Annotated in this window: 24 protein-coding genes and 1 tRNA gene; 18 read left to right on the forward strand and 7 right to left on the reverse strand. The window is 29.2% G+C overall.

The window, feature by feature from the left end; all coding sequences use genetic code 11:
• The 6 genes from BX611_RS01070 to BX611_RS01095 all read left to right on the forward strand — a co-directional run bounded on the left by BX611_RS01070 (position 1) and on the right by BX611_RS01095 (position 4,383).
• Positions 1–825, forward strand: a complete 825-nt coding sequence (locus tag BX611_RS01070; protein WP_115877646.1) for a hypothetical protein — start codon at positions 1–3, stop codon at positions 823–825.
• Positions 822–1,169, forward strand: coding sequence for a preprotein translocase subunit SecG (gene secG / locus BX611_RS01075; RefSeq protein WP_115877647.1), 348 nt, complete (start codon positions 822–824; stop codon positions 1,167–1,169). Before BX611_RS01070 ends, secG begins: the two co-directional genes overlap by 4 nt.
• Before the next feature lie 156 nt (positions 1,170–1,325).
• A complete protein-coding gene (locus BX611_RS01080) occupies positions 1,326–1,604 on the forward strand; it encodes a co-chaperone GroES (RefSeq protein ID WP_115877648.1) in 279 nt (92 codons plus the stop codon).
• Positions 1,605–1,641: 37 nt separating this feature from the next.
• The gene (locus BX611_RS01085; RefSeq protein WP_115877649.1) at positions 1,642–1,995 is read left to right on the forward strand and encodes a four helix bundle protein; all 354 of its coding nucleotides are present in this window, start codon (positions 1,642–1,644) and stop codon (positions 1,993–1,995) included.
• 50 nt (positions 1,996–2,045) lie between these two features.
• Entirely contained in the window at positions 2,046–3,683 is a 1,638-nt protein-coding gene (gene groL, locus BX611_RS01090) for a chaperonin GroEL (protein WP_115877650.1), read from the forward strand.
• A 127-nt stretch (positions 3,684–3,810) separates the two neighbouring features.
• Positions 3,811–4,383: an adenine phosphoribosyltransferase gene (locus BX611_RS01095; RefSeq protein ID WP_115877651.1), complete on the forward strand. Its 573-nt coding sequence runs from the start codon at positions 3,811–3,813 to the stop codon at positions 4,381–4,383.
• Positions 4,384–4,459: 76 nt separating this feature from the next.
• Here BX611_RS01095 and BX611_RS01100 read toward each other — a convergent pair whose 3' ends face one another.
• The 3 genes from BX611_RS01100 to xrtF all read right to left on the reverse strand — a co-directional run bounded on the left by BX611_RS01100 (position 4,460) and on the right by xrtF (position 5,965).
• The gene (locus BX611_RS01100; RefSeq protein WP_115877652.1) at positions 4,460–4,870 is read right to left on the reverse strand and encodes a heavy metal-binding domain-containing protein; all 411 of its coding nucleotides are present in this window, start codon (positions 4,868–4,870) and stop codon (positions 4,460–4,462) included.
• A 118-nt stretch (positions 4,871–4,988) separates the two neighbouring features.
• On the reverse strand, positions 4,989–5,432 hold the full coding sequence (locus BX611_RS01105; RefSeq protein ID WP_115878890.1) for an exosortase F system-associated membrane protein: 444 nt from the start codon (positions 5,430–5,432) through the stop codon (positions 4,989–4,991).
• Entirely contained in the window at positions 5,429–5,965 is a 537-nt protein-coding gene (xrtF, locus tag BX611_RS01110) for an exosortase family protein XrtF (protein WP_162880006.1), read from the reverse strand. Before xrtF ends, BX611_RS01105 begins: the two co-directional genes overlap by 4 nt.
• Before the next feature lie 38 nt (positions 5,966–6,003).
• Between xrtF and BX611_RS01115 the strand changes: the two genes are divergently transcribed.
• The 7 genes from BX611_RS01115 to rodA all read left to right on the forward strand — a co-directional run bounded on the left by BX611_RS01115 (position 6,004) and on the right by rodA (position 13,944).
• Positions 6,004–6,456, forward strand: a complete 453-nt coding sequence (locus BX611_RS01115; RefSeq protein ID WP_115877654.1) for a GAF domain-containing protein — start codon at positions 6,004–6,006, stop codon at positions 6,454–6,456.
• Positions 6,457–6,765: 309 nt separating this feature from the next.
• On the forward strand, positions 6,766–8,292 hold the full coding sequence (gene purH / locus BX611_RS01120) for a bifunctional phosphoribosylaminoimidazolecarboxamide formyltransferase/IMP cyclohydrolase (protein ID WP_115877655.1): 1,527 nt from the start codon (positions 6,766–6,768) through the stop codon (positions 8,290–8,292).
• A gap of 54 nt (positions 8,293–8,346) precedes the next feature.
• On the forward strand, positions 8,347–9,375 hold the full coding sequence (locus tag BX611_RS01125; RefSeq protein WP_115877656.1) for a rod shape-determining protein: 1,029 nt from the start codon (positions 8,347–8,349) through the stop codon (positions 9,373–9,375).
• 21 nt (positions 9,376–9,396) lie between these two features.
• On the forward strand, positions 9,397–10,227 hold the full coding sequence (gene mreC / locus BX611_RS01130; RefSeq protein ID WP_115877657.1) for a rod shape-determining protein MreC: 831 nt from the start codon (positions 9,397–9,399) through the stop codon (positions 10,225–10,227).
• Positions 10,220–10,726, forward strand: coding sequence for a rod shape-determining protein MreD (gene mreD / locus BX611_RS01135; RefSeq protein WP_115877658.1), 507 nt, complete (start codon positions 10,220–10,222; stop codon positions 10,724–10,726). Before mreC ends, mreD begins: the two co-directional genes overlap by 8 nt.
• A gap of 94 nt (positions 10,727–10,820) precedes the next feature.
• Positions 10,821–12,677, forward strand: a complete 1,857-nt coding sequence (gene mrdA, locus BX611_RS01140) for a penicillin-binding protein 2 (protein ID WP_115877659.1) — start codon at positions 10,821–10,823, stop codon at positions 12,675–12,677.
• Positions 12,667–13,944 carry a rod shape-determining protein RodA gene (rodA, locus tag BX611_RS01145; RefSeq protein ID WP_115877660.1) on the forward strand — a complete coding sequence of 426 codons (1,278 nt, stop codon included), beginning with the start codon at positions 12,667–12,669 and terminating at the stop codon, positions 13,942–13,944. Before mrdA ends, rodA begins: the two co-directional genes overlap by 11 nt.
• A 73-nt stretch (positions 13,945–14,017) precedes the next feature.
• Here rodA and rpsT read toward each other — a convergent pair whose 3' ends face one another.
• The 3 genes from rpsT to proS form a co-directional block, all read right to left on the reverse strand.
• Positions 14,018–14,269 carry a 30S ribosomal protein S20 gene (rpsT, locus tag BX611_RS01150; RefSeq protein ID WP_115877661.1) on the reverse strand — a complete coding sequence of 84 codons (252 nt, stop codon included), beginning with the start codon at positions 14,267–14,269 and terminating at the stop codon, positions 14,018–14,020.
• A 24-nt stretch (positions 14,270–14,293) separates the two neighbouring features.
• Positions 14,294–14,365: transfer RNA gene (locus BX611_RS01155), tRNA-Glu, on the reverse strand.
• Between the two features lie 87 nt (positions 14,366–14,452).
• Positions 14,453–15,931 carry a proline--tRNA ligase gene (gene proS, locus BX611_RS01160; protein ID WP_115877662.1) on the reverse strand — a complete coding sequence of 493 codons (1,479 nt, stop codon included), beginning with the start codon at positions 15,929–15,931 and terminating at the stop codon, positions 14,453–14,455.
• A gap of 104 nt (positions 15,932–16,035) precedes the next feature.
• Between proS and BX611_RS01165 the strand changes: the two genes are divergently transcribed.
• From BX611_RS01165 to porT, 5 genes are all read left to right on the forward strand, one after another.
• Positions 16,036–17,307 (forward strand): hypothetical protein, encoded by a 1,272-nt coding sequence (locus BX611_RS01165; RefSeq protein WP_115877663.1) that lies wholly within the window; start codon positions 16,036–16,038, stop codon positions 17,305–17,307.
• Positions 17,308–17,342: 35 nt separating this feature from the next.
• Positions 17,343–18,683 carry an OmpP1/FadL family transporter gene (locus BX611_RS01170; protein WP_115877664.1) on the forward strand — a complete coding sequence of 447 codons (1,341 nt, stop codon included), beginning with the start codon at positions 17,343–17,345 and terminating at the stop codon, positions 18,681–18,683.
• A gap of 106 nt (positions 18,684–18,789) precedes the next feature.
• Positions 18,790–19,692, forward strand: a complete 903-nt coding sequence (locus tag BX611_RS01175; RefSeq protein ID WP_115877665.1) for a NifU family protein — start codon at positions 18,790–18,792, stop codon at positions 19,690–19,692.
• A 7-nt stretch (positions 19,693–19,699) separates the two neighbouring features.
• Positions 19,700–20,428 (forward strand): bifunctional demethylmenaquinone methyltransferase/2-methoxy-6-polyprenyl-1,4-benzoquinol methylase UbiE, encoded by a 729-nt coding sequence (ubiE, locus tag BX611_RS01180; RefSeq protein WP_115877666.1) that lies wholly within the window; start codon positions 19,700–19,702, stop codon positions 20,426–20,428.
• Positions 20,429–20,431: 3 nt separating this feature from the next.
• Positions 20,432–21,124: a type IX secretion/gliding motility protein PorT/SprT gene (gene porT, locus BX611_RS01185; RefSeq protein ID WP_115877667.1), complete on the forward strand. Its 693-nt coding sequence runs from the start codon at positions 20,432–20,434 to the stop codon at positions 21,122–21,124.
• Here the strand turns inward: porT and BX611_RS01190 are convergent.
• Positions 21,121–21,849 (reverse strand): TrmH family RNA methyltransferase, encoded by a 729-nt coding sequence (locus BX611_RS01190; RefSeq protein ID WP_115877668.1) that lies wholly within the window; start codon positions 21,847–21,849, stop codon positions 21,121–21,123. The two genes, porT and BX611_RS01190, sit on opposite strands and share 4 nt — an antisense overlap.
• Between the last annotated feature and the right edge of the window lie 47 nt (positions 21,850–21,896).

Raw genomic sequence — 21,896 nt, forward strand, 5'->3', positions numbered from 1 at the left:
ATGAATAACCAAGATTTTACATTTTTAATGCAAAACATAGCAACCATTGATGCTTTAAAAACAGCTCAATTGGATGTAGTTATAAATGAATATCCATATTTTCAATTAGCCAGGGCAATTCAATTAAAAGGTTTAAACCAAACCAATAGCTTTAAATACAATCAGGCTTTAAAAAAAACAGCAGCATACACAATTGACAGGTCAGTTTTATTTGATTTTATTACTTCACAAAATTTTGTTTATAAAACTACGGGAGCTGAAATTCTAGAAGAAATTGATGTAATTGAACCCGAAACTATTAAAGTACTTCATAAAAAATTAACCGATACTTACAATCAGGAGAAAACCCAATTAATTGAAAATGAAGTTAAAAATTTAGTTGAAGATAATGTGTTAGATTCATCAACCGAAATAGCAAATGAGGTATTAGAAATTGGAAAACCTATTAAATTTAAAAGCTCTGAACCTCATTCTTTTAATGAATGGATGCAATTAATTTCTCAAAAACCTATTTCAAGAGACCAAATTGCTGAAAATAACACAAAAAAAACAGCTAAAACCAGTTTAATTGATAAGTTTATTGAAACAAATCCAAAAATTAAACCTATAGACAAAAACACAGTTAATCAACACGTTACAACCGAAAGCGCATCAGAAAACGAAAGTTTAATGACTGAAACTTTAGCCAAAGTGTATCTTGAGCAACAAAAATTTGAAAATGCAATAAAAGCGTATCGCATTTTAAGTTTGAAATATCCAGAAAAAAGTGGTTTCTTTGCAGACCAAATTAAAGCAATTAAAATTTTACAAAGAAATAAATCATGACAACGTATACATTATTTTTAGTTCTGATTATGATAGTAGCATTTCTGCTAATATTAATTATTATGGTTCAAAATCCAAAAGGAGGAGGATTATCTTCTTCATTTGGAGGAGGTGGAACACAATCTTTAGGAGGGGTTCAAAATACAACTAGTTTTTTAGATAAAAGTACTTGGACACTATCAATTGTATTGTTAGCCTTAATTTTGTTATCAAATTTTGCTGCTCCAAAAATAAATGCAGTTGATACAAGTTCTGAAATTGAAAACACTATTGAAAATCGTGAAGTACAAGATACACCAGTTCAACCTGCTGCAACTACAACTACACAAGATTCAGTTCAATAATATTTTAAAAATATTTTAAAAAATGCCAACGTGTCACTCACTTTGGCATTTTTTTATACATATATTTCATCTAAAAGTACATTTGTCAGTTTTAATAAAATGGCACACTTTTAGACTCTTTAATTCACAGAATTAATAATTTTAAACTAATTACACATGAGTAAAATTAATATTAAACCATTAGCAGATAGAGTTTTAATTAAACCTCTTGAAGCTGAAACAACAACAGCTTCAGGCTTAATTATACCAGATTCTGCAAAAGAAAAACAACAAAAAGGAACTGTTTTAGCAGTAGGTAACGGTACAAAAGACGAACCATTAACTGTTAAAGTTGGTGATACTGTTTTATATGGTAAATATGCAGGAACCGAACTTGTATTAGAAGGTGCTGAATATTTAATAATGAGAGAGAGTGATATTTTAGCAATTGTTTAAAATTTGCTTTTAAGCTATACGCAGTAGGCCTTAAGCTATGAGAGATTTCAAAAAATATGAAATTTGGCAATTAAGTCATGAATTTACACTAGAGATTTATGAATTGACTAAAAATTTTCCAAAAAATGAAATTTACGGATTAACTTCCCAAATTAGGCGAGCTTGTTCTTCAATTCCAACTAATATTTCAGAAGGATGCGGTAGAGATTCTGATGCAGATTTTAACAGGTTTCTTACAATAGCTTTAGGTTCAGCAAATGAAACAGAATACTTAATTATTCTTTCAAATGATTTAAACTATATAACAAAAGAAAAATCAATTTCTCTTATAGAAAGAGTCAATTTAATTAAAAGAAAAACATATCAGTTAAAACAAAAATTAACAGCATAAAGCGTAAAGCCTAAAGCTTAAAGCGTTTTTTGCATAAAAAATAAGAAAAAATGGCAAAAAATATAATTTTTGATATTGAAGCACGTGATGGACTTAAACGTGGAGTGGATGCATTAGCAAATGCAGTAAAAGTAACTCTAGGACCTAAAGGTAGAAATGTAGTTATTGGTAAAACCTTTGGAGGTCCAGCTATTACAAAAGATGGTGTAACTGTTGCTAAAGAAATTGAATTAGAAGATGCACTCGAAAATATGGGTGCTCAAATGGTGAAAGAAGTAGCATCAAAAACCAATGATTTGGCAGGAGATGGAACAACTACAGCTACAGTTTTAGCTCAAGCAATTGTTAAAGAAGGTTTAAAAAATGTTGCTGCTGGAGCAAATCCACTTGATTTAAAAAGAGGTATTGACAAAGCGGTAACTGCTATAGTAGAAAACTTAAGAGAACAATCTCAAGAAGTTGGCAATAAATCAGATAAAATAAAACAAGTTGCATCTATTTCAGCAAATAACGATGATACTATTGGAGATTTAATAGCTGAAGCGTTTGAAAAAGTTGGAAAAGAAGGAGTCATTACTGTTGAAGAAGCAAAAGGAACTACAACTTATGTTGATATAGTTGAAGGAATGCAATTTGATAGAGGTTATTTATCTCCATATTTTGTAACAAATGCAGATAAAATGTTAACAGATTTAGAAAATCCTTACATTTTATTGTTTGAAAAGAAAATTACAAATCTTAAAGATTTATTACCAATATTAGAGCCCGTTGCACAAAGTGGAAAACCATTATTAATTATTGCTGAAGATGTTGAAGGTGAAGCTTTAGCCACTTTGGTAATGAATAAATTACGTGGTGCTTTAAAAATTGCAGCTGTAAAAGCTCCTGGTTTTGGAGACAGAAGAAAAGCAATGTTAGAAGATGTTGCAATTTTAACCGGAGGAACAGTAATTTCTGAAGAAAGAGGTTTAACTTTAGAGAAAGCTACACTTGAAATGCTTGGTACTGCTGAAAGAGTTACTATTGACAAAGACAATACAACTATTGTAAACGGTGCAGGCGATGCTGAATTAATTAAAGCTAGAGTTGCTCAAATTAAATCTCAAATTGAAACTACTACTTCAGATTACGACAAAGAAAAATTACAAGAACGTTTAGCTAAATTAGCTGGTGGTGTTGCTGTTTTATATGTTGGTGCTGCAAGTGAAATTGAAATGAAAGAGAAAAAAGATAGAGTTGATGATGCTTTACATGCTACACGCGCCGCTGTTGAAGAAGGTATTGTTGCCGGTGGTGGTGTTGCTTTGGTTAGAACTATTGAAGTATTAAAATCTATTACAACTGATAGTTTAGATGAAGTAACAGGAATTAAAATTTTAGCTAGAGCAATTGAAGAACCATTACGCCAAATTGTTGAAAATGCCGGTGGAGAAGGCTCTGTTGTTGTTGCAAAAGTGATGGAAGGAAAAGGTGATTTTGGTTATAATGCTAAAACAGATGAATACACCAAAATGTTAAAAGCTGGTATTATTGATCCTACAAAAGTTACAAGAATTGCATTAGAAAATGCTGCTTCTGTTGCTGGTATGATTTTAACAACAGCCTGTACGTTAGTTGATATTAAAGAAGAAGGTCCTGCAGGTGGTGGAATGCCTCCTATGGGTGGCGGAATGCCAGGAATGATGTAATAAAATACATTCATAAATATTAAAAAACCATTTAATTTACATTAAATGGTTTTTTGTTTTATAGCTGTAAATGAATCCTTTTTAATGCAATTTTAGTATTTTTGATTCATAAAATTAATAAGCAATAATGAAAACAATAACTACTATTGAAGAATGTAGAAAAATTCTAAAAGAAGAAATAAAAACTTTTCCAGATTGGCCAGAAAAAGGTGTCAATTTTAAAGATGTACAAAGCATATTATTCAATCCTGAATTGGCTTTAGTAACTTCTCATTATTTACAGGAACTACTTCCAAAAAAAGATTCAAATTCTTTTTTATTTAATAAAATATTGTGCTTTGATGCCAGAGGTTTTTTGTTTGGTTTTGATTTAGCTAAAGCATCTAATACACCTATGATTTTAGCTCGTAAACATGGGAAACTTCCTGGAGAAGTTGTAACACAAACATTTGAAAAAGAATATGGTTTAGATGAAATACAAGTGCAAGCTGGCTTGATAAATCCAGGTGATAAGGTTTTAATTCATGATGATTTATTAGCCACTGGAGGTACAGCCGGAGCAGCTGCAGAAATTATTTTAAAGTGCGGTGCTGAAATTGCAGGATTTAATTTTATTATGGATTTATCATTTTTACCTGGAAGAAAAGTGCTTCAAAAATATGTGCACGATTCTAAAATACAAGCACTTTTAAAATTTTAAAACATCCATTTTTTATATAATAAAAAACCCAATTACTTATAAATAATTGGGTTTTCTGTTTAATTAAACTTATAATTTAAGCTTTACATTTACAACTTCCAGGTTCACATTTTGTGCATTCCATTTCATTTAAAGCAACTTCAGCTTTACACTCACATTTACCTCCCTCACATTTACATTCACCTGCCTCTTTACATTTACATCCTTCAGCGTGCATAGAATCAGCATCAACAGACTTTACTTTTAAATCCATTTTACAAACTGGGCAAGCCCCTTCTGCATCATATGTTTTTCCCTTTTCACAATCCATTGGACATTGATAAACATCTTTTGAAGCCATTTCTTCACTTGAATGGTCATGACCTTCGTGACTTTCCATATCTTCATTAACTTCAGTTTTTACTTCTTCTTTTTTAGTTTCTTTACAAGCTGTAAATAATACTGCAAATGAAAACATTGCAGCAAGTATTAAAATTGATTTTTTCATTTTTTTAATTATTTAGATTTATTTTTGAATTAAATGATTTACTTAATAGTCGCCTAAAATACTAAAAATTACGGATTTTAAATTTTTCTCTCAATATATTTTGCAAAAAAGATAACTATCAAGTTTTATTCCTTGTATTTTGAAGTTTTTGGTAATAAAAAGCAGGCAAAAGAATAAATAAGAATAAAGGTTGTATTAAAAATCTTCTCAAATAAAATAGTATTAAATTATTTGAAATATTTTCAAAATATAGAAATATAAAAAGTAAAAAAAAGAAAATAAAAAAAGAAAGTATATAAAACTTAATTGTGAATATAAGTGTTTTAATATTTTGAAAAATTACATAAATAATTGCAATTGAAATTAATGAATTTAAAGTGTATCGTAAAAATATATTAAAAAAATAATTACTAAAATTTAAATCTGGAATTGGTTTGGTTAAAGAATCATTTTTAAAATAAGTAATTAAAGGATCATAAAATAAGGGCTCCAAAAAAGCTCTAACTCCAATTAAAGTTAAAATTAAAACTAGTACCAACCCAATTCTAAAAGACATTTTCATTTTTTTAGTCTTGAAATTTTTTGAACCCATAAAAACCAAAGTAAAAAAGTAATTCCATAAATTATACCTGGAAAAACAATATTATGAAGCACACCTTCTAATTTTGGAAACTTATAAATTGCAATAACAATTACAACAATTCTAACAATATTAACAAAATAAATAATAAAACTTCCAAATAAAATAAATAGAATAGTTCTTTTAAAACCACTTGCAAAAGCAACTATAAATGCAACAAATAATATAATAATACTAACTGAATTACACCCCTCAATAATTCGAGCTATAAGTATATCATTTACAAATAAATTTATAGCCATTTCAGAAGTACTTTGCTCTATTTCAGAACTATAACCCATTACATTTAACAAATATTGAGATTGAATAGCTACGGTTTTTGTAATAGGAGCACAAGCAAATAGCTCGAAGGATTTTTGATTTTTTGATAAATAGAACGAATACAGTAAAAACAGCAATAAATAAGTTCCAAAAAACTTTATTAGAAAATATATGACTGTTTTATTATTTTGCACCAAAAGAATTTTAATTTTGTCTAAAATTACAAATTAATATGAATATTGCTGAATTAAAAAATTCGATTAACGCTATATTTGAGAATACTTCTCAAGTTGATATTGTTCTTCAAAAAATATGTAATCTTTTAAAGCAAGAAATTGAATATTACGATTGGGTAGGTTTTTATTTTAAAAATGGGGATAAACAAGAGCTGAAATTAGCTCAGTTTACTGGAGAACCAACCGAACATACAATTATTCCGTTTGGTAAGGGAATTTGTGGGCAAGTAGCTGTCAGCAATCAAAATTTTGTAGTTCAAGATGTTGCTAGCCAAGATAATTATATCTCCTGTGGATGGAAAGTAAAAAGTGAAATTGTAATTCCAATTTTTGTAAACAATGAAAATGTAGGGCAGATTGACATTGATTCTCATTCAGTAAATCCATTCACAAAAGAGGACGAAATTCTATTGGAATTTGTTTGTGAAAAAGTAGCCAAAGTACTATAATTTATTTTTACATATTACAAAATGAAATTTGTAAAAACTACAGATTTTAATTATTTTCGCATTCAATTTTTTTTGATTTTAAACATAAATTTAACTCCCTAATTTTTTTTATAAAATGCTTCGTTTATTGCAAAAAACTCTTTTTAGATTGTTAAAAAAACAACCCTCAAAATCTTCAAAAGAAAATTATAATGAAATGGTTGCTGAATTTTATTCAAAAATTAGAAAAAACTAATAAAATTCAATGTGATTTATATTGTTTAAACTGTTGATAATTATTAGCTTTGCGCAACAGCAACAAAACAACTTATGATCACAACTAAAAAAGCAAAATCAGCACTTATTTCTGTATTTCACAAGGACGGTTTGGGTCCAATTGTTCAAAAATTAAATGAACTTGGCGTTACAATTTATTCAACCGGTGGAACAGAAAATTTCATTAAAGAATTAGGAATAAACGTAGTACCTGTTGAGGATTTAACTTCGTATCCATCAATTTTAGGAGGAAGAGTTAAAACTTTACATCCAAAAGTTTTTGGTGGTATTTTAGCCAGACGTGAAAATAAAAATGATTTATCTCAATTAGATGAATTTGAAATCCCTGAAATTGATATAGTTATTGTTGATTTATATCCTTTTGAAAAAACTGTTGCCAGCGGTGCTTCAGAACAAGATATTATTGAAAAAATAGATATAGGTGGTATTTCATTAATTAGAGCGGCCGCAAAAAACTTTAAAGATGTCATTTGTGTTTCTTCAATGAATCAATACAATGAATTTTTACAGATTATGACTGATGGAAGTGGAGAAACATCAATAGAACAACGCAAAAATTTTGCTGCAAAATCTTTTGCCATTTCTAGTCATTATGATAGTGCTATTTTTAAATATTTAAATAAAAACGAGTTAGCTTTTAGGGAAAGTTTTGATAGTGCTTCCATTTTACGATATGGTGAAAACCCACATCAAAATGGTTACTTTTTTGGCAATTTAGATGATTTATTTGAAAAACTGCACGGAAAAGAACTTTCTTATAACAATTTATTAGATGTAGATGCTGCGGTAAATTTAATGAGTGAATTTAAAAATGATGCTCCAACATTTGCTATTTTAAAACACAATAATGCTTGTGGATTATCGCAAAGAGCTACTTTAAAAGAAGCTTATGTTGATGCCCTAGCTGGTGATCCAACTTCTGCTTTTGGGGGTGTTTTAATTTCAAACAAAACAATTGATGTTGATACTGCTGAAGAAATTCATAAATTATTTTGCGAAGTAGTAATTGCTCCAAGTTATACAGATGAAGCTTTAAAAATATTAAAAGGTAAAAAAAATAGAATTATCTTAATTCAAAAAGATATTGATTTACCAAATTTCCAATATAGAACTGCATTAAATGGTGTTCTTTACCAAGAAAAAGACAACAAAACAGATGATGCAAGCGTTATAAAAACTGCAACTATTCTTGAACCAACAAGTAGTGAATTAGAAGATTTATTTTTTGCTTCAAAAATTTGTAAACATACCAAATCTAACACAATTGTTTTGGCAAAAAACAAGCAATTATTAGCAAGTGGAACAGGACAAACAAGCCGAGTAGATGCTTTAGAACAAGCAATTGCAAAAGCAACTCATTTTAAATTTGATTTAACAAATGCAGTAATGGCTAGTGATGCGTTTTTCCCTTTTCCAGATTGTGTAGAAATAGCTAAAAATGCAGGCATAAATGCAGTAATCCAACCAGGAGGATCTATTAAAGATCAATTATCTATAGATTATTGCAACAACAATAAAATGTCAATGATATTTACAGGAACTCGTCATTTTAAGCACTAATTTGATTAACTTTGTGAGATTCTGAATTAAAAATTTAATAAACAATAAAGATATATGGGGTTTTTCGACTTTATGACCGAAGACATTGCCATTGATTTAGGTACTGCAAATACCCTAATTATTCATGATGGTAAAGTAGTTATTGATGCACCTTCAATTGTTGCAAGAGACAGGTCTACTGGTAAAATAATTGCAACTGGTAAAAAAGCCAGTTTAATGCAAGGAAAAACACATGAAAATATAAAAACAATTAGACCTTTAAAAGATGGTGTAATTGCTGATTTTGAGGCTTCGGAACAAATGATAAAAGAGTTTATCAAAAATATCCCAAGCATAAAAAAACGATTTTTCACACCTTCTTTACGTATGGTAATTTGTATTCCTTCTGGAATTACTGAAGTTGAAAAACGTGCAGTTATAGATTCTGCTGAGCACATGAATGCCAAAGAAATTTATTTAATTCATGAACCTATGGCAGCTGCTATTGGTATTGGAATAGATATTATGCAACCTAAAGGAAATATGATTATTGATATTGGTGGTGGTACTACTGAAATTGCAGTAATTGCTTTAGGAGGAATTGTTTGTGACAAATCAGTTAAAGTTGCTGGAGATGTTTTTACTGCTGATATTGCTTATTATATGAGAACTCAGCACAATTTATATGTTGGAGAACGCACTGCTGAAAAAATTAAAATTCAAATAGGTGCTGCTACTGAAGATTTAGAAACTCCTCCGGAAGACATGTTAGTTCAAGGGCGTGATTTATTAAGTGGCAAACCTAAGCAAGTTCAAGTTTCATTTAGAGAAATTTCAAAAGCATTAGATAAATCAATTTTAAGAATTGAAGATGCTGTAATGGAAACACTTTCTAAAACGCCTCCAGAATTAGCAGCCGATATTTACAATACTGGAATTTATTTAGCCGGTGGTGGTTCTATGTTACGAGGATTAGACAAACGATTGTCTAGAAAAACTGATTTACCTGTGTATGTTGCTGAAGATCCATTAAGAGCTGTAGTTAGAGGTACTGGAATTGCCTTAAAAGATCTTGAAAAATACAAAAATGTATTAATGAAATAATACCACATTCTTAGTAAATATATGCAGCAAATAATTTATTTTATTAGAAAATTTAGATACTTTCTGCTATTTATACTTTTAGAAACTGTAGCTTTTATTTTTATTATTCAGCATCATTCTTATCATAAAAGTAAATTTGTAAACTCTGCAAATTCTGTTACTGGAGGTATTTATAATACTGTGAGTTCTGTTAATGATTTCTTTCTATTAAAAAGTGAAAATGAACGTTTAATTGAAGAAAATACTCAATTAAAAAACTTATTAAATAAACGAGATATTAACTTTAATCAAATCACATTTAAAGTAAATGATTCTGCAAAATTTGGTCAAAAATATGAATATACAGTTGCAAAAATTATAAATAATAATTACACAAATAGAAATAACTCTTTAACAATAAATAAAGGAACCAATCAAGGAATTACTTCCGATTTAGGTGTTATTAATAGTAAAGGTATTATAGGCGTAACAAAAAGTACTTCAGGAAATTACACCACGGTATTGTCTATTTTAAACAACAATTCAAAAATAAATGTTCGATTAAAAAACAGCAATCATTTTGGAACTTTAATTTGGAATGGTAAAGACTATAATATTTTACAACTTATTGATATGCCCCGACAAGCTCAAATTAAAATTGGAGACACAATAATTACTGGTGGAAAATCTGCAATTTTTCCTGAAGGGATAACTATTGGAACGGTTAAAGATTTTAATTTTGAAAACAATCAATATCAAAATATTAATATTAAATTATTTAATGATATGAGTGCTATTGGTTATGTGCAAATTGTTAAAAACCTTGAAAGAATTGAACAATTAAATCTTGAAAACAACACCATAAATGAATAGTTTAGTAGTAAATAATTCATTTCGTTTTATTGGCCTTGTACTTTTACAAGTATTAGTATTAAACCATGTAAACTTATTTGGGTTCTTAAATCCAATGATTTACATCGTTTGGATTTTTCTATTTCCAATAAGAAAAAATAAAAGTTTATTTTTAATATTAAGTTTTTTATTGGGATTAACCATAGACTTTTTTTCTGATTCTGGTGGAATTAATGCTGCTGCTACCCTATTTATTGCTTTTATAAGACTTCCTGTATTAAAAGCAGTCTTAAAAAAAACAGATTTTGATTATTTACTATTTAATCTTCGAGCCATTTCATTTGGAAAAGCATTTTTATTTATAATTATTTTAACCTTAATTCATCACTTTATAATCTTTAGCTTAGAATATTTTAGTTTAAACTCTATTAATTCAATTATTTATAACACAATTTTAACAAGTGGAATTACAATAATTATAAGTATTTTAGGTATTATTTTATTCAGTAAAAAGAAATAATTGATATAAATAAGCACAGACTACTTTTTTATTAAACAAAAACTTATTATGTGCGAATCGTATTATATTTATAAAAAACAGTGAAATAACACCAATGAAAAGATCAGGCTTATTAACCTTTTTAATTATTTTTATAGCATTAGTATTTATTGGTCGTTTGTTTTATTTACAAATATTAAATAATTCATATACTGTTCCTGCACTAAATAGTTCTGCTGTTAAGGTAACGTATGACTACCCTGAAAGAGGCTATGTTTATGATAGAAATGGAAAATTATTAGTTGCCAATCAACTTTCTTATGATATTATGGTTATTCCCAGAGAAGTAAAACCATTAGATACTTTAGACTTTTGTAGCTTACTTAAAATTAGCAAGGAAGATTTTATTAAAAAAATGGAAAGAGCTAAAAAATATTCTACTCGAATTCCATCTACATTCGTTGCACAGGTATCAAAAAGTGATTATGCCTTCCTACAAGAAAAAATGTATAAATTTAAAGGCTTTTATATTATTAAAAGATCCTTAAGAGAATATCCTGTTAACTCGGCACCAAATGTTTTAGGTTATATCAGCGAAGTAAATGAAAATATGATTAAAAAGAATCCATATTATCAACTTGGTGAATTAATTGGAACAGCCGGTATTGAAACTACCTATGAAGAAACTTTACGAGGCACCAAAGGAGTAAAATATATTCAAAGAGACCGTTTTAACAAAGAAATAGGACCTTATAAAAATGGAATGTATGATACACTTCCAGTACCTGGAAATGATATCACTTTAACTATTGATAGTAAATTGCAGCAATATGGGGAAGCTTTAATGGTAAATAAAAGAGGTGGCATTGTTGCTATTGAACCTTCAACTGGAGAAATTCTAGCACTTGTTTCAACCCCAACATTTAACCCTAATTTAATGGTTGGAAGAGAACGTTCAAAAAATTTTACAAAATTATATTTAGACACAATCAGCCGTCCATTATTAGATCGCGGTTTGCAGGGAGAATACCCTCCTGGATCACCATTTAAAGTAATTACGGCATTAGTTGCATTGCAAGAAAACGTAATTAACACACACACAACTATAAAATGTTTTGGAGGCTATAGATATGGAGCTGGAAAAGACGCTTTTATGGAGTGCCATTGTGGAACACACGGAAGTCCTGTTGAATTAAATAAAGCTATTTATCGCTCATGCAATAGTTATTTTTCAAATGCGTATAGAAAAACTATTGAAAAATATTCAACCGCAGTGGAAGGAATGAATGTTTGGAGTAAACATGTGAAAAGCTTTGGCCTTGGAAATTATTTGAACAACGATTTATCAGTTGGTCAAAAAGGGTTAGTTCCTGACGGAGATTTATACAATAAATGGTATCCTAATACAAGATGGACAGCTACTTATAATATTTCAAATGCAATTGGTCAAGGTGAAGTACTTACAACTCCAATTCAATTGGCAAATATGACAGCAACTGTTGCAAATAGGGGCTTCTATTTTACACCACATATTGTAAAAAGTATTAAAGGAAAAAAATTAAACGAAAAATATACCACACCTAATTACACTACAATAGATGAAAAATATTTTGAACCTGTTATTGAAGGTTTATTTAATGTTTTTGAAAACCCAAGAGGTACAGCTAGTTGGTCTAAAGTAAAAGGTATTGAAATATGCGGTAAAACTGGAACAGCTGAAAACCCTCACGGACAAGATCATTCTATTTTTATTGCTTTTGCACCAAAAGATAACCCTAAAATTGCTATTGCTGTTTTTGTTGAAAATGGATATTGGGGTTCTCGCTGGGCAGGACCTATTGCAAGTTTAATGATTGAAAAATACTTAAACGGAGAAACTATTAGACCTTGGAAAGAACAAGAAATGTTTAAGGGTAGTTTACAAGATGAGTACGATAAACAACTAATTGAAACTTTAGAAATTGAGAAGTAGAAAAACAAATATTTTTTATGGAATTGATTGGGTATTAGTACTCTTTTATATTATTTTAATCTTTTTTGGATGGATTAATATTTACTCAGCTACAAATACTGAAGAGTCTTTTGATTTAATAAATTTTTCAACTGAATACGGTAAACAACTAATTTGGATTGGCTTGTGTTTACCATTAATTCTTTTAATTCTACTCTTTGAAGCAAAGTTTTATGAGAAATACGCTTCTATCGTATATTTAGTTAGCCTACTATCTCTGGCTGGGCTTTTTATAATCGGTAAAAACATTAATGGTGCCACATCGTGGTATAATTTTGGTGGGATTGGGCTTCAACCATCTGAATTTACAAAAGCAGCAACAGCGTTAGCAATAGCAAAATTAGTAAGTGAGAAACAATTCAATTTAAAAAAATTAAATACTCAATTACAAGCCTTATTAATTTTATTTTTTCCTGCTATTTTAATCACGCTTCAACCTGACCCAGGTTCTGCGTTAGTTTATACAGCTTTTATATTTGTGTTGTATCGTGAAGGTCTACCGTTTTATTATATTACTATTGGTTTTATTACTTTAATTTTATTTATAATTACATTATATTTTGGTTTTTCATATACCCTTTTCGGGTCATTATTCTTATTTTTAATTATTCTACTATATTTTAACTTTTACAGAAGAAAAGCCTTAAAAAGGGGTTGGATAAAAATTTTAGGAATCTATTTAATCTCAGCATTGTTGATTTTTAGTGTAGATTTTGTTTTTAATCATGTATTTGAGCAACGCCATAGAGATAGGTTTAATATTTTATTAGGAAAAACAACAGATATTAGAAACATAGGGTATAATACAAACCAATCTGTTACAACAATAGCTTCTGGAGGTATAACTGGAAGAGGATTCTTGGAAGGAGAACGTACACAAGGAAATTTTGTACCTGAACACCAAACGGATTATATATTTACCATTGTTGGTGAAGAATGGGGTTTTATAGGAAGTACACTAGTAATTTTAATATTTGTGCTTTTTTTATTAAGAATAATACAAATTGCAGAAAGACAAAAGTCTAAATTTAGTAGAGTATATGGCTACAGTATTGCAGCTATCTTTTTTACTCATTTCACAATAAATATTGGAATGGTACTTGGCTTACTACCAACAATTGGCATTCCCCTACCATTTTTTAGCTATGGTGGTTCTGCTCTTTGGGGATTTACGGTATTACTTTTTCTTTTTATACGATTAGATGCTAACAGATCTTATGAATGGTAACAATGAATTATTAAACAACAAAAAAAGCATTCTAAAAATTAGAATGCTTTTTTAATGTTTTAATTGTAAGAAATTATAAAGTAGCTACTTGTTTAGCTAATTTAGATTTTAAATTACTCGCTTTATTTTTGTGAATAATATTTTTCTTTGCTAGTTTATCTAACATTGCAACAACTTTTGGAAATAACTCTTCAGCCTCTTTCTTTTCAGTTGCAGCACGTAAATCTCTTACAGCATTACGTGTAGTTTTATGCTGATATTTGTTTCTTAATTGCTTAGCGCTATTACTTCTAATTCTCTTTAAAGCTGACTTGTGATTTGCCATTATAAAATTTTTTATTAAATTTTGTAGTCCGTAGGGGAATCGAACCCCTGTTACCAGGATGAAAACCTGGCGTCCTAACCCCTAGACGAACGGACCATTATTTTTTTGCTAATGACACTATTTCGTCATTGCGGATGCAAAAATACAACTATTTTTTATTCTGCAAAATATTTTTTAAAAAATTTAATAAGCTTTTGCAAATAATACTCTTTGACTCGATTTTTCCCCAGTTAAAACGCAGGTTCCTTCCTCAAATTTATTATTTAAAGGAATACATCTTATAGTTGCTTTTGTTAATTCTTTAATTTTATCTTCCGTTTCAGTAGTTCCATCCCAATGCGCTGATACAAAACCTCCAACATTGTCAATTGCATTTTTAAATTCTTCAAAAGTATTCACTACAGTTGTATGCTCTTCTCTATATTTTTTTGCTTTTGAAAACAAATTTTCTTGAATTTCATCTAATAAATTCGAAACAACATCCACTACGTTGCCTTGAGAAACAATTTGTTTTTCTAAAGTATCTCTTCTCGCAACTTCAACAGTATTATTTTCTAAATCTCTTTTTCCAATTGCAATTCTTATAGGTACTCCTTTTAATTCATACTCAGCAAATTTTGCGCCTGGTCTAAAAGTATCTCTGGCATCAAATTTAACTGAAACACCTCTTTTTCTTAACTCTTTAACAAATACGTCAACTTTTTCAGAAATAGCTTCCAATTGTTCCTCTCCTTTATAAATTGGAACAATTACAACTTGAATTGGAGCTAATTTTGGAGGCAATACCAAACCTAAATCATCAGAATGAGTCATAATTAATCCTCCTATTAATCGTGTAGAAACTCCCCAAGATGTTGCCCAAACATATTCTTGTTTTCCTTCTTTTGAAGTATATTTAACATCAAATGCTTTTGCAAAGTTTTGACCTAAAAAATGTGAAGTACCAGCTTGTAAAGCCTTCCCATCTTGCATTAAAGCCTCAATTGTATAGGTCTCATCTGCTCCTGCAAAGCGTTCACTTTCCGACTTAGAACCTTTTATTACAGGCATTGCCATAAAGTTTTCAGCAAACTCTGCATACACTTTTTGCATTAACATTGCTTCTGAAATAGCTTCTTTTTTAGTTGCATGTGCCGTATGCCCTTCTTGCCATAAAAATTCTGCAGTTCTTAAAAACAAACGAGTACGCATTTCCCAACGAACAACATTTGCCCATTGATTTATTAGTAATGGTAAATCTCTATAAGATTGTATCCATCCTTTGTAGGTATTCCAAATAATTGCTTCCGAAGTTGGTCTCACAACCAATTCTTCTTCTAATTTAGCCGTTGGATCAACACGAAGTTTTCCCGGCTTATCCGGATCATTTTGTAAGCGATAATGTGTTACTACCGCACACTCTTTAGCAAATCCTTCAGCATTTTTTTCTTCAGCTTCAAATAAACTTTTAGGTACAAAAAGAGGAAAATATGCATTTTCGTGCCCCGTTTCTTTAAACATTCTATCTAATTCTGCCTGCATTTTCTCCCAAATTGCATAACCATAAGGTTTAATAACCATACAGCCTCTTACAGCCGAATTTTCAGCTAAATCAGCTTTTACAACAAGCTCATTGTACCATTTGGAATAATCGACTTCTCTCTTTGTTAAATTCTTACTCATAATCAAAAGTTTGGCATAAATATTGCATCTTTTTAAATAGAAAATGCTAATTTCGACAAAATTAGTTTTTTTTGAATAGTTAACAATAAAAATTTTAATTGATTATGGAAGTTTCAAAAATCTTTAACCGAAAAGGTTCTAAAATAGGACTGCTTTTTATTCTTTTTATTAGTTTATATTCTTGTGGAACTTATCAAAGTGCCTACAATTATGACGATGACGGAATTTACACTTCTAATAATCAACAAGAGGAGGACGATATTATTATTGTTGATGAATCTGAATTTGATAAAAGTTATTTTTCTCGTCAATTAGAAGAAATTCAATATGTTGGTGAAGAGGATATTTTTACTGATATAGATGATTATTATTATGATGATACTTATGAAACTGATTCCTTATATGCAGACAATTACCAACCATGGGAATATACAGACAATGTAACAATTAATATTGATGCCGGCTATGGAAGTTATGGATATTACTGGCACAACCCTTTTTATTACAACTATTCATATAATTACTACCCTTATTACTACAACTATTACAGCCCTTGGAGATATAATAGCCCTTGGAGTTATTACAGACCTTGGTATTATAATGATTTTTATAATGATTATTATGGATATAGTTTCTACAATTATTATAACAATCCATATTATAGATACAGCAACTATTATGGTTACAATCCTTATAATTATTATGCAAATAATAACTATAACAGATATGATAGCTATGGTAAAAGAACAGCTTACAATACAAATTCAAGGCGAACAAGTAGCTACAATTCTGCCATAAGCAGAAGAAGTACTACAAATTCAACTAATAGCGTAACAACTAATTCTACAAGAAGATCAACATCTGCAAATGCAAATACTAATGTTAGATCAATTAATAGAAATAATAGTTCCATAAATAGATCTGTAAATAGAGAACCTTCAAGATCAACAAATAATACTATTCAAAGAAGTTCTTCAACAAGAAGTACTTCTCCAACAAGACAATCTTCAACAAGAACAAGAAGAAATACGGCTTATTATAACACGCCATCAACAGAAAGATATAGTACTAATAACCCTGTAAGAAATAGAAATGTAAATTATATTCCTAATAACAGGGTACGTTCAAATCAAAGAGCTGTTTCTAATAACAACAGAAGCACTGCAAGGAGTACAACAAGAACCGCTACTACTAGAAGCGCTACAAAAAATTATGCTCCACCTAAAAATAGTTCTTCAAACACCCAAAGTTACAACACATCAAATTCCTCATCTAGTAATAGTAGTAGGTCTTATTCAACGAGTTCTTCCCCATCAAGAAGCTCATCAACACCGTCAAGATCTTCTTCATCAAGAGGTTCATCCAGAAGAAATTAAATTTTAAAATATTCAAATAATAATTCTTTAACATTATGAAAAAATTATTTTTAGCTGCAATGCTTTGTGTTGCTTTCATTTCGAATGCCCAAACTTTAGGTTATAATGATATTGGCGTGTTGTTTTCAAAAGAAAACATAAATGGTACTGCACGTTTTAATGCAATGAGTGGAGCATTTGGAGCTTTAGGTGGAGATTTATCATCTTTAGAAATGAATCCTGCAGGTGCCGCTGTATTTTTAAAAAGTGAGTTTGCACTAACATTTGGCGCAAATACTATTGAAACTACATCAAATTATTATGGTAATAATGAGTTTTCAGAATCAGATAATGCCGATATAACCCAATCTGGTGGGGTATTTGTTTTTAATACGTATAGCCAAAATTCTAATTGGGGAAAAATTGCTTTGGGTTTTAATTATAGCTTAGCAAATGACTTTGAAAATTTTTGGATAGCGAATGGAAATAGTAATTATCCAACTTGGATTGAAGATCCAAATGACGAAAATATTATGTATTTAAATTCTGATGGACAATACTTTGAAAATTTAACAGATGGTAAAAACAGTAAATACACATTTACATTTGCCTCTGAGTATAATAACAATTTATATGTAGGAGCATCAATAAGCACCTATGACGTTGAGCATTACCAACAAATTTTATTAGAAGAATATAATAATGATGGCAATGGAAATAATTTAGATGCATCTTTAATACAAGAACTTTTTACTTTTGGAGAAGGATTTTCTTTTAACTTCGGATTAATTTCAAAACCAAATGAAAATCTTCGCCTAGGTTTAGCCTATAAATCACCTGTTTGGTACAATCTTTCTGAAGATTATTTAGATTCAGATTTGGAAGTATATTATAGTAATACAGATGAGTTGATAACTGATTACTCAGGAATAAACAAATTTGACTACAAATTAAAAACTCCAAGTAAATTTACGGGCAGTTTTGCATATATTTTTAATAAACAAGGTTTAATAAGTGTTGATTATATTTATAAAAATTACAGCGATATTAAATTAAGTAATTCAAATTTTTCAGCAGAAAACCAATCTTTTAAAACCGATTTAGAAAGCGCTGGAGAGCTTAGAATTGGTACCGAATGGAGATTTGACAATGTTTCTTTAAGAGGCGGATACCATATTGAAAAATCTCCATATAAAAACGCATTAGATTCTGATAATATTGAAGGCTTTTCAATTGGTGCTGGGTATAAATTTAGAGGAGGAAAATTAGATTTTTCTTATCAAAAAGATTCAAATACCGGTGCTTATAATTTTTACCCGCAATACAACCAGGTAAATGCCGCGGAACTTGATATTGATAATTCAAAAATAACAGCAACTTTAGTACTAAACATTTAATTTTAATTACATATAATTACTAACGCCTCCTTATAAAGAGGCGTTTTTTAATTTTAATCTAAAACCTAAATTTGTTTTAGTACTTTTGCACAAATATTTTATAAAAATGGAACATATTTCTTTAACTATAAATCAAACAACTACAAATACTATTATTAAATTAACAGCTAATAGTATTTTAACAAGTGGCAGTCACGAATATAATACTATTGATGAAGCTAAAAACTCACCTTTAGCTCAACAATTATTTCATTTACCATTTATAAAACGTGTTTTAATTTCTGCAAATTTTATTGCTTTAGAACGCTTTTCTATTGTTGAATGGACTGACGTACAAGAAGAGGTAAAAGAACAAATTGAAAGTTATTTAAACAAAGGCGGTAAATTAATTTTAGAAGAAACCACAAAAAAATTAATACCTGTTGAAGTTTATGCCGAAGTAACACCTAACCCTTCTGTATTAAAATTTGTTTCCAATAAACGTTTGGTAGAAAGTGATTTAGAATATAAAAATATTGAAGAAGCAAAAAACTCACCTTTAGCTACAGAATTATATAATTTTCCGTTTGTAAAAGAAGTATTTATTTCCGAAAACTATGTTTCAATAACTAAATTTGATGTGATTGAATGGAACGAAGTTACCAATGAAATTAGAAGTTTCATTAAACAATTTGTTGCAGAAGGAAAAATAATTGTTACTGAAATTACAACCCAAAACGCAACACCATCTCAAAATAAAAACACTACAGATAACGCTGAAAATTTAGATGATGTTTCAAAACAAATAATCAGTATTTTAGATGAATATATAAGACCTGCTGTAGCTGCAGATGGAGGAAATATTTTATTTCAATCCTATAATGAAGAAGAAAAAGTTGTAAGTGTAATTTTACAAGGTGCTTGTAGCGGTTGTCCATCATCAACAATTACTTTAAAAAACGGAATTGAAAATATGTTAAAACAATTAATTCCTGGTAAAATTGAAGAAGTTGTAGCAGTAAACTACTAATTTATTTATGGCAGAAAAAGTAAAACCCTACAAAGATTCCGAACTAGGAAAAAAAGAGCAAGTTGCTAAAATGTTTGATACTATTTCTAAAGAATACGATGGTTTAAATCGTGTTATTTCCTTTGGAATAGATATTAAATGGCGTAAAAAGGTTGTTAAAATAGTTGGAAAATCTAATCCAGATAAAATATTAGATATTGCAACCGGAACTGGTGATTTGGCTATTAACCTAACAAAAACAAATGCTTCTAAAATAATTGGATTAGATATTTCTGAAGGAATGTTAAATGTAGGGCGTAAAAAAATAGAAAAATTACAACTTAACAACCAAATAGAAATGGTTTTTGGTGATTCTGAGAATATCCCTTTTGAAACTAATTATTTTGATGCCATTACTGTTGCTTTTGGAGTTCGAAATTTTGAAAATTTAGAAAAAGGATTGTCTGAAATTTATCGCGTTTTAAAACCAACAGGAACGTTTGTTGTATTAGAAACTTCAGTCCCTACCAAAACACCTTACAAACAAGGATATAAATTTTATTCTACAAAAATTTTACCTTTTATAGGTAAGTTATTTTCAAAAGACAAATCCGCTTACAAATATTTATCAGATTCTGCAGCTTCTTTTCCACACGGAAAAGCTTTCAACAATATTTTAGAAAAAATTGGGTTTATAAATATTGAAAACAAACCACAAACATTTGGGGTAGCTTCAATATATATAGCAAAGAAATAATGTATGAAAAAAATAGTTTTAGCAATTATATTTATTTTTATAATATCCGGTTTAAAAGCACAATCAAGAGATATTGTTACTTACAAACAGAACTGGGACAAACAAACTATTTTTTGGGGATATTATTTAGGCTTAAATATGAAGGATTATAAAATAACCTATAAAACAGAAGGGACTTTTATAAATGTAACACCTTCTGCCGGGTTTAATGTTGGTTTAATTGGTGATTTACGCATTCACAAAAATATTAATTTAAGAATTGAGCCGGGTTTATCTAGCAACACCAAAGAATTGGCATTTACCAATATTTCTGGTGGACCAAAAGATAGTATAAGAAATGTTAATGCTACTTATTTAAGAATTCCATTATTATTAAAATTAAGTACTGACAGGCTTTATAACTTTCGCCCTTACTTAATTGGTGGAGTGTCTTACGATTATAATTTTTCAAGTAACCAAGACAATCCTGATGATAACTCTAATGGAGAATTCAGAATGAAAAAAAATAATTTCACTTATGAAATTGGTGCTGGCGTAGATTTTTATTTACCATACTTTATTTTTTCACCATCAATAAGAGGTATTTTTGCAATTAATAACGAATTGGTTAAAGATTATGACCCAAATAGTCCGTGGACAGGTAATGTTGATTATTTTGGAACAAGAGGAATATTTATAAAATTTGCATTCCACTAAGTTAAACGCTTAAACTCACTTAATAAAATTGCTGTAGCAGTTGCAACATTTAAACTTTCTGTTTGTTTTAAATTACCAAATCTCGGTATTGAAACTGAATTATCCAGCAAATTTAAAACATCTTTACTAATACCATTTGCCTCATTTCCCATTACTAAAATGGCATCTTTAGGCAATTTAGTTTTATAAACATTCTCACCCTCCATTAATGAAGCAAATTTTGGCTTTTCAGAATTTTTTAAGTAAGTTTCTAAATCTGTATAAGTTATATTAACTCTGGATAAAGATCCCATAGAGGCCTGTACCACTTTAGCATTATAACAATCTACAGTATTTTTAGAGCATACTATTTGCTTTACACCAAACCAATCGCTTAGCCTAATTATTGTCCCTAAATTTCCAGGATCATTTAATTCATCTAACACCAAAACAAGCCCTTCATTTTCAATACTTTTTGCAGTTGGAATTTTAAAAATTGCCAATACATTGTTTGGCGCTGAAAGTTTACTTATTTTTTTTAATTCAGTTTTTGAAATTAACGTTATATTATTACAATTTTTATATTCAGAATCATCAACACAAAAAAGGGCTTCTAACTGAAAAGATGAGTTTAAAAATTCATTTACAACTTTTGTTCCTTCAGCAATAAATAAATTATGAATTACCCTGTACTTTTTTTGACCTAAGCTCGTTATTAATTTTAGTTGATTTTTACTTAAACTCATATATGCATTTATAAAATAGTAATTGGGTAATACCTCGAAAAGTTTTA

The organism is Lutibacter oceani, assembly GCF_003384935.1.
Taxonomy (GTDB): domain Bacteria; phylum Bacteroidota; class Bacteroidia; order Flavobacteriales; family Flavobacteriaceae; genus Lutibacter; species Lutibacter oceani.